This window comes from Alteromonas portus, assembly GCF_005117025.1.
In the GTDB taxonomy this organism is placed as follows: domain Bacteria; phylum Pseudomonadota; class Gammaproteobacteria; order Enterobacterales; family Alteromonadaceae; genus Alteromonas; species Alteromonas portus.
The window spans coordinates 613,615-630,353 of sequence record NZ_SWCO01000005.1 but is presented as its reverse complement, the minus strand read 5'-3'; the positions used below and the strand labels follow the sequence as shown (position 1 = coordinate 630,353).

Here is a 16,739-nt window from a genome sequence, read left to right as displayed (position 1 = left end):
CAAGTAAAAAAACGGTATTGTCTATCACTACAGATGCCTCAAAAACTCATTAATTACGTATTGTGATAACTTTTCGTATACTCGCGAACTGAAACGATGACTTCCTATAAAGTGTAGTGTAGACACTTTGCCTATAAAATTATCAGGGTCTTTGTTCCCTTTCCCTGTCGATGGGAAGCCGTAATTTGCGTACTTGGGCCATGGCAGAATGAAGGGATCGTCTGACAATGAAACCATTAAATTACTCGCGACCTGCTCTGAGCCCCATTCGTTCCACTTTATATGCCCCAACTTACTCTCTAGCTCTAGAGACAGCGCTTCTAGCCTCTCAAAACTAGGCCCCATTATAGGAAACCCAGTGAGAGCGGAGCATCCACGACAGTATTTTTGAAATCTTTCAGATTGCAGGGTTGTGAGAGCTCTTTCCGTTTCTACTTGCACATGAGCACCCTGCCACCTCTTTGAGAGCGCTGACATGTACTCAGGGGACACAGGAAAACTGAAAATAGGGTTCCCAATCGTGAATGCTCTATTCTCGCTAACCGCTTTGGAAATCTCAGGAATAGCGGACATGGTTAACGTATCAGTATCGACTTGGATTACATAACGCTCTCTAGAGAGCTCAAGTATTCTGATTAACCTCTCCCATGTCCCGCCTCGAGGGCAGTGACCGACATCAATGTCGTTAATGTTAGTAATTGTTAAGTCGGAGAAGTGTGCTTTAAACAGTTTTTTATCTTCATCCGTAAGTGAACCATCATCAACAATTTCTATTGCGCACCTTCCCAACTGGAAAGCGAAGCTTTTAAGTGCCAACAGAGCCATATCTACCGCACCGTGATAAACTTGCGATAATAAGACAACATTAGCGTCTTCATTGGATGGGTACATACCTGTTGCACGTACGTTAAAAGCAACCTTCTGGAATAGTGCTTTGTTTATTTTGGTTTGTAGGTTATTGAGAGGCATCAAACTGACCTCTCTTCATAACCCTTTCCGCTGCTAAATTTTCGATGACCTTGGCATTTCCTATCCACTGTAAAGATCTTCGCTCAATCGTCTGTAAAGCAGACTTAGAAAGCTTGTCGACAAGTTCGGGCGATGAAATAATTTTAATTAACTTATCAACCATATCTTCGAGGTTTCCACTTTGAAAAAGTAACGCATTGTGCTCATCAGCTAACAACTCTCTTATGTTGGGACTATCATCTGCTAATATCGCTTTCCCCATCGCTAAATATTCAAGCAGCTTCAAAGGCGACGCCCATGGAGTAACCGCTGGCTGCAGTGCAATGTCAATTTGACTCAACCAATATGGCATTTTATCTCTAGAGACTAGGCCTGTGGATATAAATTGCCCCGTAAAACCCAATTCATCAGCAAGTTTATTTAGGCTAGGCAATACGGGACCATCTCCTACAAGTAGAAAAACAATATCTTGTCTATCAAGGGAAGCTAACGATCTCATGACTTTATCAAGGTGGTGCCACTCCCTGCAGAATCCTACAAAGCCTACTACACATTTGTCCTTTAAATTAGGTAGCCGTTGAGAATACAAAGACGGGTTAAAACGCGCCGCATCGACTCCGTTAGGAATTACTTCGATGCGATCTCTAGGCACCCCAGCGACATAGATGAATTCCGCGAGCACTTGCGTGACTGGCAATACAACATCAGCATTACGCCAAGCATAATACTCAGACCACCTTGCGAGCCGCCTGAGAGAAAGGCCACCATAGTCAATCCGTTCTTCGTACAAGGGAGAGTTGACCTCTAACAGTAAAGGCACTTTGCAAAGTTTCGCTGCCCAAATTCCGCCCGTAAAGAACAAGTTATAACGTTCATAAATTACATCGGGCTTGAATTTCCAGATAGACCACAGCATTTTAAAAAACGCCCAAAAGCTATAAGAGTATTCAATAGACTCATATAGCATTTGGGGTAAATAGTTCTTTAGTTTACTCACCAACCCACCATTGCTACCAAAACTAGACTGTTCAGTCATTTTCGGTGCTACGATGTGAACGTTGTGACCTAGCTTGCGAAGTGCATTTACGATTTCCTCAATATGAACATATTGCCCGTCTTTGCTGGCAACTCTGTGGTGATAGAGTATCTTCATTGACTTTGAGTTCTTATTGGACATTTATCTTGCTCAGCACACCAAGCATTTGGAAGAAAAGGATAGTTAGGAAAACCTATTTCTTCCCTACTTTCATACATTAGGTTCGAGTTATCTAAATCCGGCGTGTCAACCTCACCTACTATTATATTTTGTGATATTACGGTTTCCACGAACTGGTTGTCTGTAGCCAACATACTGTCATAGCCAATTCTGTCGAACATAAAGACGTTCTCTCTAAGTGTGATGCTATTTTCGGTATGCTTTCTTCCCTCTTGCGCGTAACCGATCGCTTGTCCATTCGATGACATAGCCCCTTGCTGAAGCAGTGATTTGTCCAATACGAGCTTACCACCATTTGGAACATCAATTAGCCGGCTATCTACACCTGATAGAGAGGCTATAATACTGCCATGTATTTCGGTAACTGGTCCCCTACTTTTGATTTCGTGTCCTTCACTCTTCGAAGCAATAAACATACTATCGTAAATATAAAGCTCAGCTGTGTTAGTATAGATACCATGAGCCCGGCCAAGACGCCCCAACTGTTCGAAACGACTATCGTAAATAAGAATTTTGCTAATTTTGTCAGTGGCTTCCAATACACCATTTTCGCTACTGTGAAAATACACATGCTCTAAGGTTAGATTTGCCCCCTCTTGGCGGATACACGCTCCATTACGGTCACCTACCGTAACCCCCCTGCATTCAATATTTTTAATCGTTAAATCATCAGCATAATTAACAATATACCCTTTTCCTCTTATTGCTGCTTTTTCAAAAACCACATGCCCCCTACCAATGATGGTAAGGCGATTTTGATGTACTTCAAAAGGTTCAGAATATACGCCTTGTGCGATTTCGAGAGTGTCACCATCGTTCAGGCTTTTGAGCGCAATTTGAAGAGATTCGAAAGGCTTCCCATTAACAAAGTGTAAGTTAGAAACACTGTGTTCATTACTTGGCTGCCAAGTTGAAAAAACCGCTTCTATTTCTTGTTGAAGGCTCGGAAATTTGAGCATTTCTTTACGCTCACTAGCTTTTGCCGACGCATAATACTTGCTCAAAACTTTGCTTGAGACTTTATCAACTAGGTCTGGACGCAATACTAGGAAAACAATGAGCATAATATGACCTAATAAGCCCGTAATAAAAAAGTACCTTTTAAATGTGATGATCGTCTTTTCTTTAACGCTCATGATGGGCTTTCCTTGTTTTCAACAATCGAAAGAAAAATTCTATAAAGAGAATCGCAGCTTTCACTCCATGAAAACTGCTCAGCGTACTTACGCGTTAGGACTCGTGAAGGCTTCTCTTCAAGCAATTGACGAACTCCCTTTGCGATAGCATCACTTGAACGATCAACTAAAATTCCTGCACTTTTTGTTTTAACTACTTCGGGCGTCCCCCAAACTTTCGTTGCAACAACAGGTGTCCCTGATGCCATTGACTCCAATAGTACATTTGCCCAGCCTTCACGACTTGAAGCAAGAACTGAAAGATCCGCACTTCGAAACCATTCATTTAAACTCGATTGGCTTAGCGCCCCTAGAAATTTAACTCTTTCGCTCACTCCGGACTCTTTAGCAAGTAATTGCAGTTTCTTTAGATCGGGACCATCTCCTGCAATTGCTAAAGTTACGTCATCTAGCTTTTTTAGTGACTCAATGATTAAGTGATGACCTTTTCGCTCTATCAGCCAACCAACTGAGATAATTAAATGCGGAGTATCTAACCCCAAGGAGCTTTTCAAAGTTCTCTGAGTATCATCATCACTAGCACTAAAAAGTGATAGATCCACTCCATTTCTTACAACAGTTACCCGGCTATCTTCGACTCCTAGTGTCATCATTTCATCCTTAAGTGCTTGGCAAACACTCATCATGTGGGATGAACTTGCGAAAACCGACTGTAACATTTTTCGAGCTTTTGGGTATGTGGGTACTAAATTGATATCTGTACCTCTAGCAGTACAGGTAAACGGAATATTAAATCTACTTGCCACGCTTTCAATAGCAACTCCGTCAGGGAAAAAATAGTGTCCATCAATCAAATCGACATTTTTACGTTTTAGAAGCTTTTGTAATGTCTTTTTGATAGCTTTCGATAAGAAAAATGGAGTTATATACATTCCAACTTTAGGTAGGACTACATATTTGGGGTGGAATATCGTGATACCGTCTATGGTTTCGCTGTATGGAACACCGGCATATTTAGCGTATTCTCCAAACTTTTTCCATGAAAAAGGAAACCACGGCACAGGGGCAATTACGGTAGCTGATATTTCTGGGTAAGCACACAAAAGTTGCTTTAATCGCGTATGAACAAAAACACCATGCTTCGGATCGTTCTTGTTTGGATAAAGTGTGCTAATGGTGACAATTTCCATCAGCTTTACTCTTCTACTATCTTAGGTGATGTGGAAAAGAGCCCCTTATTCAAATCTACAAGGCGTTGAGCACCAGCAAAATCTCCAGGGGTTCCAATATCGAAGAATAAACCTTTCGTTTTGAACACATTTATATGTAACTCTCTATTAGCTAGTACATTTTTTTCAAAGCTAAAACGCTCCGGTTGGCCTAAAAAGGCGTCGTTAGAAGTGTTCAACCAATATATACCTGCATTAATAAACCCTTTGCCACTCTTCCCTTTTTCAGAAAAACCTATGAGCTTTCCTTGTTCAATATTGGCAGCGCCGAATCGAGACAGGTCATCAACTTCTGTGCATACAAGCCCAAGTTCGCTTTCGTTTTCACGCATTTCATGAACGAATTTCAGTAAAGAAAATTCAATAAACGAATCTGCATTTGCAACTATCACATGTTCGCTACGACAAAGCGCTAGCGCTTGCCTTATTGCTCCACCGGTCCCAAGTGGTTCTCGCTCAATAGAGAAATCAATATCCCAATCTGCGAAATGATGCCTAACTTCTTGTTCTACCATATCAGAAAGGTGAGAAACTGCTAATACAAATCGCTTTACACCCTGGTTTCGAAAATTCCAGAGTATATAGTGTAAAAAAGGTACACCATTTACCTTCGCTAAACACTTAGGGTAATTGTCTCTAGTCACACTGTACAACCGAGTCCCTAGACCACCGGCAAGAAGAATGGCTTCCACAATTACTCCTTAGGTTTATATTTAGCAAACAGTGTTTCTTCGACAATAGCACAAATAATGTGACCAATACTGATGTGTGACTCTTGAATATAAGGCGTGCACGTTGAAGGTACGTTGAGCGTTATGTCACACATTTCAGGTAACTTTCCTGCATCACCACATAAAGCAATAGTATGTATGCCCATCTCTTTCGCTTGTTCTACTGCCTTCACAACATTTACCGAATTTCCAGATGTACTTATTCCAACAAATATATCGCCTTCTCTGCCATTCGCCTGTACTTGACGAGAAAATAGATTTTCAAAGCCATAATCATTACCAATAGCTGTTAGCATCGAAGTGTCCGTAGTCAAAGCAATCGAAGGCAAACCAGGGCGGTCAAAGTTGAACCTGCTAACAAATTCAGCTGCAAGATGTTGAGAATCAGCAGCGCTGCCGCCGTTTCCTGCAAACATTACTTTGTTTCCACGTTGCAGCGCTTCGATACACAATTCGCTGGCTTTAACAATTCGCTCAATCAATACACCATCAGTAAGTATTTTCTGTTTGACCTCAATACTCTTTTCAAAATGGCTTTTTATATATTGTGTACCGTCCACGCTTTTACCCCAAAATTTGTAAATTGAAAATTATGTACTTGCCCTGAAGTTTGCTTTAGCTTTTTTATGAGCGGTTGTTTGTCTACAGGGTCAACAAAAAGCATCATGAAACCACCTCCCCCGGCCCCTGATAGTTTTAGAGACTTTGCACCATTTTCGATAGCCATAGAAGCTACCTCTTCAATGTATGAGTTTGAGATTGAAGATGACGTTGATTTTTTAGCCAACCATGAAGCCTCTAAAACTCTCGACATTCCTTCTATATCATTTCTCAATAGGCACTCTTTCATTTCAAAAGCACTCTGCTTGACTTTGTGAAGTGCTTCCAATGACTTATCACTATCTGTTTTGGTTGATGCTTTTATTTGGTCATCAATGATCTTACCAGAGTCTCGAGACAGTCCCGTGAAATAAAGTATGATCTGACTCTCAAGCTCGTTTTGTATATCATTTCGGATACGCAGCGGATTGACTAGAACTCTATCTTGGTAAAATTCCATAAAATTGAAACCACCAAATGTGGCTGCGTATTGGTCTTGTTTACCCCCCGACAACTTGCAATCCTCTCGCTCAATTTCATAAGCGAGATGCGCTAGATCATATTCACCAAGAGGTAATTTAAGAAGCTCCCTAAAGGCAGCTAGAATAGCCACAACCATAGTCGAAGAAGAGCCCAAGCCGCTCCCCGGTGGAGCATCTGAAAACGTTATAATATCAAGAGCTATAGGCTTGCCACCGTTAAAGTCTTGTATGACTCGTTTGTAAATAGCTTTGTGAAGAATTAATTCATCTTCAACTATAAGCTTATCCTGTATGTTTTGTGTATACTTTTGCTCTATATCTTGAGCGGAAAAACAGATTTTATCGTCATCCCTGGTCTGTATTGTCGCGTAAGCAAACATGTCGAGTGTGACATTTAATATAAAACCACCATATTTATCGCTATATGGGGATACATCCGTGCCGCCTCCCGCTAACCCTATACGAAGTGGCGCTTTAGCTCGTACTATCATTTCTATCTTTCCTTGGGTAAAGTTTATCGAGAGGCTTAAGTGCACCTTCCCAGCTATATCGATCGACTATCCATTTGCGATTTTCTTCGCCGATTGCGGTAGAGCGCGCATTGTCGGAGACCAAATTTAGGATAGTCTGAGCCATAATAGCTTCATCATCAATAACTAATCTCTTTTGCTCTGTGGGTAACGCTATTCCCTCCTGTGCCATAGAGGTCATAACCACCGGCTTGGCCATGGACATTGCTTCAAGTACTTTATTTTGGACCCCTCGAGCGATACGCAAAGTTGCAACAGCGACTAGAGCTTTGTCGATGTAAGGACGCACATCTACAACTCTCCCTGTAACAAAAACGCCTTTAATTGAGGCCAGTTTTTTAACGCGCTCCGTGGGTTTCCCACCAACTATGTAGAAAATCAGTGCTGGGTGCTCTTCTATTATTAGCGGCCACACCTTTTCACAGAACCATACCACCGCATCTTCATTTGCCCAATAATCCATTGCGCCTGTAAAGCAAATTGACAAGCTCTCCGCAAGCGGACTATCAGTGTGGTCAAATTGAGCAGAAGGGTCAAAATAATCGGTATCAACACCATTGCTTAGCGTAATTATCTTATTACTAAAAGCTTTAGGAGAAAGTGATTTGAATAAGTCTCGTTCTTCATCCGTTATTAACGTTATTGCGTCAAACTCTGAAAGAATCTTTTGCTCTAGTTTTTTTAGTAGTTTATATTCTCTTGCGTAAATAATTTTTGAATAGAAGGGCTTGTTTTCACAGTACTGACGCCATTTGTCTGAGTCTATGTCAGCCATATCTAAAACACGCTTTTTATTTTTGTATACTGGGAAGTCAATAAACTGAGCCATCCCTGACGAATATACGAAAAGATACTCTATACGATGCTCATCAATCACTTCATGAACCCAACTTTGCAATTCTTCATTCCGGTAATGTGCAGTAGAAACGGACTCTGCTAACATCAGGGACTTTAAACCACTCGTTAGATATCGTTTTCGCGTAATGTCGATAAATTTAACTTCCCTACAGTAGGCTTTTACCTCGTCTATGTATTTCTTATCAAATTCATCATCAATAAAACTTCCCAAATAAAGGTCAAAGCGCTTGCTTAAATAATTCATAAGATTAAAAGTAGTAATCTTATCTCCCTTATTTGGAGGAAAGGGCATTCTGTGGCACAGAAATAACAAAGGAGGCTTCATTGATGTCTCTCTTTTTCTTCTTTTACTAAAAACTGGCACAACATCATTATTGTCCATAATGCGGCTGCATGGTCGTATTTCCCGCTAATGTGCTGCTGAGCTTTCTCTAACAATACATTCCTATCGAAAATTTCATGTTTAGAAACACATTCAGAAGATAACAAATCCATCATTTTTTGTTTCAACGGCCCGCGCAACCAGTCAGCCATTGGTACGCTAAAACCCATTTTTTCTCGATATAGTGTGTCTTTCGATAGGTAAGACTCGAGTGCTTTTTTGAAACTGAATTTTCCTTCACCATTATTCAAATTTAGTCTCGAGGGCAGTCTGAAACCCCATTCTACAAATTTATGGTCAAAGATAGGAACCCTTACCTCTAGCCCATGCGCCATGCTTGCTCGATCTACTTTTGTATGAATATCACCTGTTACCCAAGTTTTATAATCGAGATACTGTGCTTCTTTAAGCTTATCTTTAATTTGTTTACCTTTAAGTACGTTGTCAAATACTTGATTTGATTTGTATTCTCCAATGAGACGCTTAAATCCTTTATGATAAAGAGCTCTTCGCTCATCGAATCGCAGCTTACTTACACTATTCAGGTAAGCTTCCGAAGAGCTCATAGATAACGATTGAAATGTTGTTTTAGCTCGTAAAAATTGAGGAGCCCAATCGAGCTTTGGATAGATACTGCCTAAAAATCCGAAAACGCGTCGCCTAATCGGGTCGGGAATAACATCTCGTACTCTCTGTTCATTCATGTGAAGACGATACCTCCGATATCCTGCGAAAAGTTCGTCCCCGCCATCTCCTGAAAGGGCTACTGTCACATGTTTTCTTGCTAGCTCGCAAACCTTGTAGGTAGGGAGGGCCGATGAGTCAGAATAGGGCTCGTCATATAACTCAACCATTTTATCAATCAACGTAAAATCCTCGTGATTGACTACCTCTAAATGGTGTGAGGTTTTATATTGCTTAGCAACTAGTGACGCAAATTCGGACTCATTATAGTCAGGGACATCGAAACCTATTGAGCATGTTGTAACAGGCTCCTTTTGCAGGCCGGCCATCATAGCTACGACAGCGCTTGAATCAACTCCCCCAGATAAGAACGCCCCCAAAGGAACTTCTGACTCTAAACGGATATCCACGGCTTCGCGAAAACGCTCAGTTAAAATTTCTTTGTCTAGTTCATCATATTGTGGTTGGTCCCAGGGTAAATCCCAATATTGCACGGGCTTGGGCAAAGTTCCTGATTTCCCTCGCTGAAATAACAAGTAATGGCCCGCTTCCAACTTTTGAACTGAAGAATAGATACACTTTGGGTCAGGTATATAACCAAAAGTAAGATAATCTTCGATTGCTGAATAATTTAGTGTTCGGTCTAATTCAGGGTGCGCTTTTAAAACTTTCAGCTCTGAGCCAAAAATAACACTACCGTCAGCCAATTGAGAATAATGTAGAGGCTTGATTCCTAACCTATCTCTTGCCACAAAAAGTTGTTGTTTTACTTCGTCCCATATGAGGAAGACGAACATTCCTCGCAGCTTATCTAGACACTTTACTCCCCATTCTCTCCATGAGTGTAATATCGTTTCAGTATCACTGTGAGTTTGGTAGGAGTAGCCTTTTAATTTAAGCTCTTCGGCAATTTCATGATGATTGAAAATCTCACCATTAAAAACAATTACAACATCCTTATTTTCGCTGTAGATAGGTTGACCGCCGCCTGTAATATCTATTATTGATAAACGACGGTGCCCTAGTGCAACTCCATCTCCATAGAAGTAACCTCCAGCATCCGGTCCTCTGTGTATTTGAGCGTTGTTCATATCTTCTAACACTTGTTTAGATATAAGTTGCCCTTTGTCAAAACTAAATATTCCGCTAACTCCACACATACCGGCTTCTCATTGGTTGTATAACGATAAATAATCAGAGACCATCTTATCTTCATCAAAATATTTACAAATTCTTTCACGTGATGCATTTGCGAAACTGTTAAGTAAATCCGGCGACTCGAAAAGCTGTATCAGTGAATCGGCCAACGCATCTGCGTTCTGCGAAGGAACAACTATACCTTCCTTTCCCGTAACGACCTCAGGCATCCCGCCAACGTCCGTAACGATAGCGGGTACACCACTAGCCATGGCCTCTAACAATGTCATTGGTATACCTTCACCGATAGATGACATAACGAATACGGAAAAGCTTCGGTACACGTCAGGCATATCCTCTCGAAGCCCTATCAAGCTTATTTTTTTAGCCATATTCTTTGAAGTAATGTGGTCATGTAAAATCGATTCGCTTTCTCCCTCGTCTACAATACTCAGCCTCGCTTTCTGCGCAAACTCAGCGTTACGATAAGCCGCTAAGCAGAACGCATCTATTAAGAGGGTCTGATTTTTGATTGGGTTCAAGCGACCCACATTACCAACGACAAACTCGTCACTCGGCTTATGTTGAGGTGTGAAGAGTTTAGTATCGATACCATTTCTAATTAACTTTGTTTTACTATTAGGAAGACCAACAGTATTCATCAGCCACATATGTAGCTCTGTTGAAACTGAAACCCAAGTGTGAATGAACGGTGAAACTAACCGTCTTAGCAACTGATATTTTTTATTATCGCCAAAAGGATCATATACGTCTCTTCCATGCTCTGCATGAACACGAACTTTTACGCCTGATAAGGCTGATAATACTTGAAGTTCAAGCGTCGCGAGGTTGTAGCTGTGAACCACATCGGGCTTGTAAGCTCGCAAAAGTTTCCACCATTTAAAAAAAAGTCCAAAGTCTTGACCATCTTTTTTGCCCAACGCTATTACGCTTGCGTTACTAGGAAGGAGTGAAGCGAAAGAGTCAGAATAAGAAGTTAGACAGACTACTGTATGTTTATAATCATTGGGCATACGAGAGACGGTGTTGATTAGTACTCTCTCAAGACCCCCAACGTGGAGTCCATATACTACGTGAAAAATAGTCTTAGTCATCGCGCAGCCTTTGTTTCAGTCGGAGGTAGAGGTAGAGTGCCTAACCGCTTTAATACTATATCAACTGAAAGGTTTTCGGGTATCTCTGCAACGACATAGTAACCATCGGCTCTTTTGCCAGACATACGATTGAGAAACTGCTGCCACTTTGCGGTTAAAGCAGGTGCTACGGAACGGTTTTCCAATTGATACCAAATCAATAGGCTCTTACTATGCCCATGGACGTTTTGAATCTTAATTATTTCGAAAGAATCGTTGTTTCTTCGAATTAGTTCTTTAGCCTTGAGAAGGCTGAATTCGTCATCGTTGAATGGTCGATGTAAAGAGCTTACTAATTCCTGCTCGTCGCTATCATCTCGATAGGTTAATCTCAATGGGACTTCATTCAAAATACCGGTCCATGACGGTTGAATAGTATCATCGTCAACTTCCATCCAATTAAATGAAGCTTGCTCTCCAACTTGATAATAGGAATCTAGTAACTGACTGACGTTAATATCTTTTGATAAACTGTGTTTACTCGCGCTGAAACTCGACGCTAATGGCAAAAGAAGAACTAACACGGACGTAAGAAATACAGAATAACGAGCTTCTATTTTTCCAACTTCTCCGTTACTTGAGTAATTAGCTTGAGCATCATTAGCAACATTTCCTAAAAAGAACAAAATAACTAGGACAAATAAAAAGAAAAACCACCCATATACTAAGTGATCAGCTCCTACCGCATGCTGCATGTCAGTAACATACCCTATAACCATAATGCCGAATGCTCTAATTCCGTTAGCGATTACTGGTACAAAAGCGCAAACCAATGAAAATAATACCCGCTTCCATACGCGCTGATAGTTTAGATACGCTAGAAGCACGCCCAGTGCAAAAGTGCCAATTAAGAATCGTATTCCAGCGCAAGCTTCTGCAACATGGAAGGTCCCGTTTGGTAAATACAGATACAATCCCTCCCGATAGACCGGAATGCCTACCGCGATTAGAAGTTGGCAGCTTATATCTGCGGTAATTACTTGCAGATGTGGAACAAACTCTTCGCCAAAAGGAACGGCGAAATAAAGGTAGAAAATAGGAAACGCTACAGCTTTGAAAACATGATTTCCGACCAGCGTCCAGATAATTATTATAAGAGAAGTAACAGCACAAAAATGAGCAACAAGTTGTACATTTAATTGCTGTGCTAAAACAAATAACGCTTGAATGAACAGCAACGGTGCAATTAACAACCAAGTAGGCCGATAATCTAAGCTTTTGAGAAGTGCCCTCTTTTCATATAGAAGATAAATTGTTATGGGGATGATAAAGAAACAATGTTTATAGGTCTCGGACTGAGACCACACCATAACCATGTGTTGTAATGTTTGGAAATAAACGAATGCCCAAACTAAAAACGCCAATCCCCCAAGAGTCAAATAGAAATTTACTGAATTTTGCCTCATTGACTTATAATCCTGAAAAAATTAGCAGACTGTGCTCTAACCTAAAAAGCGGCTCAGGTAAGGGCCTAAGCGCTCAGTAACAAACAAAGGAAGCTTTTTCCACATTTTGATGAAATATCTATACTTAGGATTATCTGGGCTTAAGTTTGGCAAATTAGTAGCTTTAACTAATTGACAATAATAATAAAGAGGCTGTGGCTCTATACCCCAGGTTTTCTTGTAGCTTCCCGAGCCGGAATTGTTTTTACTTCGCCCAAAGTCAAATACTTCACAATCACGTTTTTCCCTGGCCCGGCACATTAGGCTGTAATACATAAAGTCGTTACCACGGCAATATCTAGCTTCTGGAGTGCCGCCTCCGTAGTATGGTAAGACTTTATTTTTATAGTAGAAAGACAAAACTGCAGATACCGGCTGTTCGCCATTTTTTATACTCAAAAGTTCTACCCGGTCACTGAATACCTCTTTGAGTTTTGAAAAATATCGCTTTGGAAACACAGGTGTTCCCAGATTCCTTACACTCTCAGAGTAAATACGATGAACTTCGCTTATATCTGATGTTTCCTTTGCTGTTAGTTCATTCTTCAGTGACTGTCTCACATTAGCTCGTTGCTTCTTCTTTATTGATTGTAGTATCGCCTGCTCATCATCAGGAATAGGCATGAGATAAGTGGAATGATTACAATTAAGAATAAGATTCGAATTATTACTGCGCGGCTTCGTATACCTAAACTCAACGTAATCAACATTGAGTTTCTTTCCTAGCTCTGCGGCTGCATTTTCCAATTGTAACAATCCGCCGTCATCATCGGCTATAGCTCCGCCATACACACAAAACGGAGTGGAAATTAAGACATGACCAAACAACCTACTTTTTTGTTCAAACAGCGGTAGCACACCGCAGATAGTCTTATTATTTTCTAAAATTAAGTAATAAGGCGTATGTTTATAGACCTCACAAATTACATCTCGCCAGCCACTAAGATGAAAGAAACTTCCCTCACTATGGTTATCGACGTAAGCATCCCACAACTCAAAGTCATGTTTCTCTGTCGCTAGCTTACAAACTCTTTCCGACATTGCGCCTGTTCCTTCAGTCCATAAACATCTGTCATCGTGCCCCATTCAAAATCTGTCAATAAAGAACGAAGTTTTCCTTCCATTTTACTAAGATTCACATAATGCCGAAAACGGGATTTAATGGGTAATTTCTTTATGCGAGGTTGTTTGGAATCAATCTCCCAAGGATGGAAGTAAAAGTTGTAAGGTTGGTTTTCAGATTCTAAAAAACCATCAATCCTTCGTTTCGATAACCAATAAGGAAAAAGCCTAAAATATCCCCCACCTCCAATACCTTTATTAGTATTGTTGTTACGCAAAGTAGGGATTGGGATCTCTATAATTCCCTCTGGTCGAGTATGTATGAAGCGAGGCCAATCGGGAACTCCATATAGGTCGTGTTCTATCGGATATGTACTTGAAGAGTATGTAAACCCTAATTCAGAAAGTAATTCATAAACCCACTGAGTATGCTCGTTGATAGAAAAACTTGGTGCACGGTAACCCACAACTTTCACACCGCCTGTATCTTCAAGAACCTTTTTACTTCGGCTAACGTCTTGAGCAAAGCCCTTCTTATCTAAAAAGCCAAGCCGGGTATGGTCATATCCATGGCTAGCTAACTCATGTCCTTCAGAAACAAGTCTCTTTATAACACTAGGACACTTTTCAGCAACCCATCCCAAACAGAAAAAAGTTGCTTTGACATTATGCTCGGCAAATAGGTCTATCAACCTATTTGTATTATCCCCCACCCTCAGTGGGAGTTTCGTCCAATCATTGGGCGAAATTGATTTCTCGAATGCCGAAACTTGAAAATAGTCTTCAACATCTACTGTCATTGCATTTTTCAAAGGTTATTCCCGTCAGTAAAAACTATCTTCCACGTCCAAACAAAACTACTTCAGTCGTTCTAATTAAAATTAACAAGTCGAGTAAAAGACTTTGGTGCTTAACGTAGTACAAATCAAATTTAAGCTTTTCCATCGAATCGGTCACGGATGCCCCGTAGGGGTAATTAAGTTGAGCCCAACCAGCCAACCCCGGCTTGACGTTGTGTCTTTGATTGTAATATGGGATCTCACGAACAAGTTGCTCTACAAATTCTGGACGCTCTGGCCTTGGTCCAATAAAGGCCATTTCACCTCTAAAAACATTAAACAGTTGTGGCAGCTCGTCTATTCGATATTTTCTAATAAAGTGACCAATGCGTGTCACTCTGTCATCATCCTTCGAAGCCCACTTTGCTCCATCTTTTTCAGCATCAGGACGCATACTTCTAAACTTCATAATTCGAAATAACTTGCCATTAAGCCCAACTCGTTCTTGTTTATACAACACTGATGTGCCCGTTTTAAAGCCGTCATCAAGGTAAATACAAACAGCAGTCAGCAACATAAATGGCCACGTTAGTAGAAATACAATAAACGCAAGAAAAGCATTGATCCCGTAATCTAGGGAGTCTCTTAGATAGTTTTGGGTTGAGAAGCCGTTAGAATAAATTACCCACGAAGGATACATAAGATTAACTACAATTTGGCCCGTTTCTCTTTCCATGAAATCTAGCAACTCTGTTACTTCGATACCTCTTAATTTGCATTCAAATAACTCTTCTAGGGGCAAAGTCCCCCTGCGCTGATCACATGCAATAACAACCTCCTCTATATCATTATCATAGATAAATTGACGGAGGTTTTGCTCTAGTCGAATATGTACAATCTTTTCTGACTTTATACCATCTTCTCGATTATCACCCGGTACGGGAATAAAACCGACCAAATCAAAACCAATTCTATCAACGTCCCTTCTCATCCGCTTTTCTATAATTGACGCACGTTCCCCCGCCCCAATTATTAACGTGCGGGTCTTACCCAGCCCAAGTAAGCCCAAGCGTGTGGTGAAGTAACGAAAAACCACGAGAGTAATAATAGAAACAGCAGCTGAAGCAGGAAGAAAATACGGGTGGATTTTCAGAGAAGTACCAATAGTTGCACTTACTATCTCGATACAAAAGTAAGCGATGCCGACACTGACAAAAATTCGTCTGATAATCCCTCTAAAAGTTTCTCTTAGCTTACTTTCGTAAAGACCTACAGAAAGAGACGAAATTACGATGAAAAAAGTAAATAAAAAGGTAGTAGTTAAGACCTTCAGCGTATCTACTGAATCGTCGAAATAGTAATTATCAAGCATCACATACATAAGATATGTGATGTAACTTACTAACGTAAAATCACAGATTACAAGCAAATTCGAGCGTTTGTTTTGCTTTTTATTGTTTATTGCCATTAAGTTCGTTCCCTGGCGTTACTAACGCATGCGCAGCTTTATAATAGGTATCTTAAATCAATATACATAAACTTTGAATAGGACTGAAATCTACATTTAAATATTTTTCAGAAGAATATTCCCAAACTTAAAGCCTTAAGGCTTGCCTAATCTTTTAATTCAGTTAACAATGAATTCATAACCTATGAGTAAACTTTCGCTTTCAAAAAGGATTTAACAAGGATCGCTCGAAATGAAGGTACAGATGTTAAGCTTTAGATTAACTTGCGTAATTTCCATATTACTTTGTCTGTGGAGTTGCTCATCCAATAACGTGCTTCCCAATGCAACTATACATCCATCCTACACAACAGATATCGATGATTACAAGTATCTTATAGGGCCGGGTGACTCCGTAAATATTTTTGTTTGGCGAAATCCCGAATTATCTGGTTCATTCAGTGTTAGACCCGACGGAATGATTACTACCAAATTAATCGAAGATATTGAGGTCACAGGCAGAACGCCGACTCAACTTGCAAGAGAGTTAGAGGAACAACTTAGTGTTTATATCAATAATCCTAGAGTATCGGTTACGATTGGAGGTTACGTTGGGCCGTTTAGCGAACAAGTAAGGGTTATTGGTGAAGCCACTAACCCTAGAGCGGTCAACTACAAAGAGAACATGACACTTTTAGACTTAATGATTTCTGTCGGCGGAATCACTGAGTTTGCGGATGGAAACAACACCCAATTGATACGGATAGAGAACGGGGAGCAAAAAGTGTACAGAGTGTTTATTGATGATTTAATACGAGATGGAGATATTAGTAAAAACGTAGATATGCTCCCTGGAGATATTTTAATAGTACCCGAGGCTTGGTTCTAGAACAAAGGG

Annotated in this window: 15 protein-coding genes; 1 reads left to right on the top strand and 14 read right to left on the bottom strand. The window is 40.5% G+C overall.

Annotated features, from left to right (window positions below):
- Nucleotides 1-27: 27 nt before the first annotated feature.
- The 14 genes from E5672_RS10650 to E5672_RS10585 are packed head-to-tail and all read right to left on the bottom strand — an operon-like array spanning nt 28 to nt 15,862.
- Complete coding sequence (locus tag E5672_RS10650; protein ID WP_136782179.1) at nt 28-969, bottom strand: glycosyltransferase family A protein; 942 nt, start codon at nt 967-969, stop codon at nt 28-30.
- Entirely contained in the window at nt 956-2,122 is a 1,167-nt protein-coding gene (locus E5672_RS10645; protein ID WP_161569391.1) for a glycosyltransferase family 4 protein, read from the bottom strand. The genes E5672_RS10650 and E5672_RS10645 overlap by 14 nt, the downstream gene beginning before the upstream one ends.
- Nucleotides 2,119-3,321: a right-handed parallel beta-helix repeat-containing protein gene (locus tag E5672_RS10640; protein WP_136782177.1), complete on the bottom strand. Its 1,203-nt coding sequence runs from the start codon at nt 3,319-3,321 to the stop codon at nt 2,119-2,121. The genes E5672_RS10645 and E5672_RS10640 overlap by 4 nt, the downstream gene beginning before the upstream one ends.
- A complete protein-coding gene (locus E5672_RS10635; protein WP_136782176.1) occupies nt 3,318-4,511 on the bottom strand; it encodes a glycosyltransferase family 4 protein in 1,194 nt (397 codons plus the stop codon). Before E5672_RS10635 ends, E5672_RS10640 begins: the two co-directional genes overlap by 4 nt.
- 5 nt (nt 4,512-4,516) lie before the next feature.
- Nucleotides 4,517-5,242 (bottom strand): sugar phosphate nucleotidyltransferase, encoded by a 726-nt coding sequence (locus tag E5672_RS10630; protein ID WP_161569390.1) that lies wholly within the window; start codon nt 5,240-5,242, stop codon nt 4,517-4,519.
- Nucleotides 5,243-5,244: 2 nt separating this feature from the next.
- Complete coding sequence (locus tag E5672_RS10625; protein WP_136782174.1) at nt 5,245-5,841, bottom strand: D-sedoheptulose-7-phosphate isomerase; 597 nt, start codon at nt 5,839-5,841, stop codon at nt 5,245-5,247.
- A complete protein-coding gene (locus E5672_RS10620) occupies nt 5,820-6,854 on the bottom strand; it encodes a GHMP family kinase ATP-binding protein (RefSeq protein ID WP_136782173.1) in 1,035 nt (344 codons plus the stop codon). The genes E5672_RS10625 and E5672_RS10620 overlap by 22 nt, the downstream gene beginning before the upstream one ends.
- On the bottom strand, nt 6,838-8,133 hold the full coding sequence (locus tag E5672_RS10615) for a TIGR03087 family PEP-CTERM/XrtA system glycosyltransferase (RefSeq protein WP_136782172.1): 1,296 nt from the start codon (nt 8,131-8,133) through the stop codon (nt 6,838-6,840). Before E5672_RS10615 ends, E5672_RS10620 begins: the two co-directional genes overlap by 17 nt.
- Nucleotides 8,073-9,977, bottom strand: coding sequence for an XrtA/PEP-CTERM system amidotransferase (locus tag E5672_RS10610; protein WP_136782171.1), 1,905 nt, complete (start codon nt 9,975-9,977; stop codon nt 8,073-8,075). Before E5672_RS10610 ends, E5672_RS10615 begins: the two co-directional genes overlap by 61 nt.
- A 9-nt stretch (nt 9,978-9,986) precedes the next feature.
- Nucleotides 9,987-11,069, bottom strand: coding sequence for a glycosyltransferase (locus E5672_RS10605; protein ID WP_136782170.1), 1,083 nt, complete (start codon nt 11,067-11,069; stop codon nt 9,987-9,989).
- Nucleotides 11,066-12,514 carry an exosortase A gene (gene xrtA, locus E5672_RS10600; RefSeq protein WP_136782169.1) on the bottom strand — a complete coding sequence of 483 codons (1,449 nt, stop codon included), beginning with the start codon at nt 12,512-12,514 and terminating at the stop codon, nt 11,066-11,068. Before xrtA ends, E5672_RS10605 begins: the two co-directional genes overlap by 4 nt.
- A gap of 36 nt (nt 12,515-12,550) precedes the next feature.
- On the bottom strand, nt 12,551-13,594 hold the full coding sequence (locus E5672_RS10595) for a FemAB family XrtA/PEP-CTERM system-associated protein (protein ID WP_136782168.1): 1,044 nt from the start codon (nt 13,592-13,594) through the stop codon (nt 12,551-12,553).
- A complete protein-coding gene (locus E5672_RS10590; protein ID WP_110289305.1) occupies nt 13,570-14,415 on the bottom strand; it encodes an XrtA system polysaccharide deacetylase in 846 nt (281 codons plus the stop codon). Before E5672_RS10590 ends, E5672_RS10595 begins: the two co-directional genes overlap by 25 nt.
- Before the next feature lie 34 nt (nt 14,416-14,449).
- On the bottom strand, nt 14,450-15,862 hold the full coding sequence (locus tag E5672_RS10585) for a TIGR03013 family XrtA/PEP-CTERM system glycosyltransferase (RefSeq protein WP_136782167.1): 1,413 nt from the start codon (nt 15,860-15,862) through the stop codon (nt 14,450-14,452).
- Nucleotides 15,863-16,094: 232 nt separating this feature from the next.
- Here E5672_RS10585 and E5672_RS10580 point away from each other — a divergent pair, with 232 nt between their 5' ends.
- Nucleotides 16,095-16,730 carry an XrtA/PEP-CTERM system exopolysaccharide export protein gene (locus E5672_RS10580; protein ID WP_420809571.1) on the top strand — a complete coding sequence of 212 codons (636 nt, stop codon included), beginning with the start codon at nt 16,095-16,097 and terminating at the stop codon, nt 16,728-16,730.
- Nucleotides 16,731-16,739: the final 9 nt, after the last annotated feature.

What these genes read in the sequence shown, in the direction of transcription:
- E5672_RS10650 (WP_136782179.1), bottom strand. Translation starts at nt 969, where the DNA reads ATGCCTCTCAATAACCTACAAACCAAAATAAACAAAGCACTATTCCAG.
- E5672_RS10645 (WP_161569391.1), bottom strand. Translation starts at nt 2,122, where the DNA reads ATGAAGATACTCTATCACCACAGAGTTGCCAGCAAAGACGGGCAATAT.
- E5672_RS10640 (WP_136782177.1), bottom strand. Translation starts at nt 3,321, where the DNA reads ATGAGCGTTAAAGAAAAGACGATCATCACATTTAAAAGGTACTTTTTT.
- E5672_RS10635 (WP_136782176.1), bottom strand. Translation starts at nt 4,511, where the DNA reads ATGGAAATTGTCACCATTAGCACACTTTATCCAAACAAGAACGATCCG.
- E5672_RS10620 (WP_136782173.1), bottom strand. Translation starts at nt 6,854, where the DNA reads ATGATAGTACGAGCTAAAGCGCCACTTCGTATAGGGTTAGCGGGAGGC.
- E5672_RS10615 (WP_136782172.1), bottom strand. Translation starts at nt 8,133, where the DNA reads ATGGACAATAATGATGTTGTGCCAGTTTTTAGTAAAAGAAGAAAAAGA.
- E5672_RS10610 (WP_136782171.1), bottom strand. Translation starts at nt 9,977, where the DNA reads ATGTGTGGAGTTAGCGGAATATTTAGTTTTGACAAAGGGCAACTTATA.
- E5672_RS10605 (WP_136782170.1), bottom strand. Translation starts at nt 11,069, where the DNA reads ATGACTAAGACTATTTTTCACGTAGTATATGGACTCCACGTTGGGGGT.
- xrtA (WP_136782169.1), bottom strand. Translation starts at nt 12,514, where the DNA reads ATGAGGCAAAATTCAGTAAATTTCTATTTGACTCTTGGGGGATTGGCG.
- E5672_RS10595 (WP_136782168.1), bottom strand. Translation starts at nt 13,594, where the DNA reads ATGTCGGAAAGAGTTTGTAAGCTAGCGACAGAGAAACATGACTTTGAG.
- E5672_RS10590 (WP_110289305.1), bottom strand. Translation starts at nt 14,415, where the DNA reads ATGACAGTAGATGTTGAAGACTATTTTCAAGTTTCGGCATTCGAGAAA.
- E5672_RS10585 (WP_136782167.1), bottom strand. Translation starts at nt 15,862, where the DNA reads ATGGCAATAAACAATAAAAAGCAAAACAAACGCTCGAATTTGCTTGTA.
- E5672_RS10580 (WP_420809571.1), top strand. Translation starts at nt 16,095, where the DNA reads ATGAAGGTACAGATGTTAAGCTTTAGATTAACTTGCGTAATTTCCATA.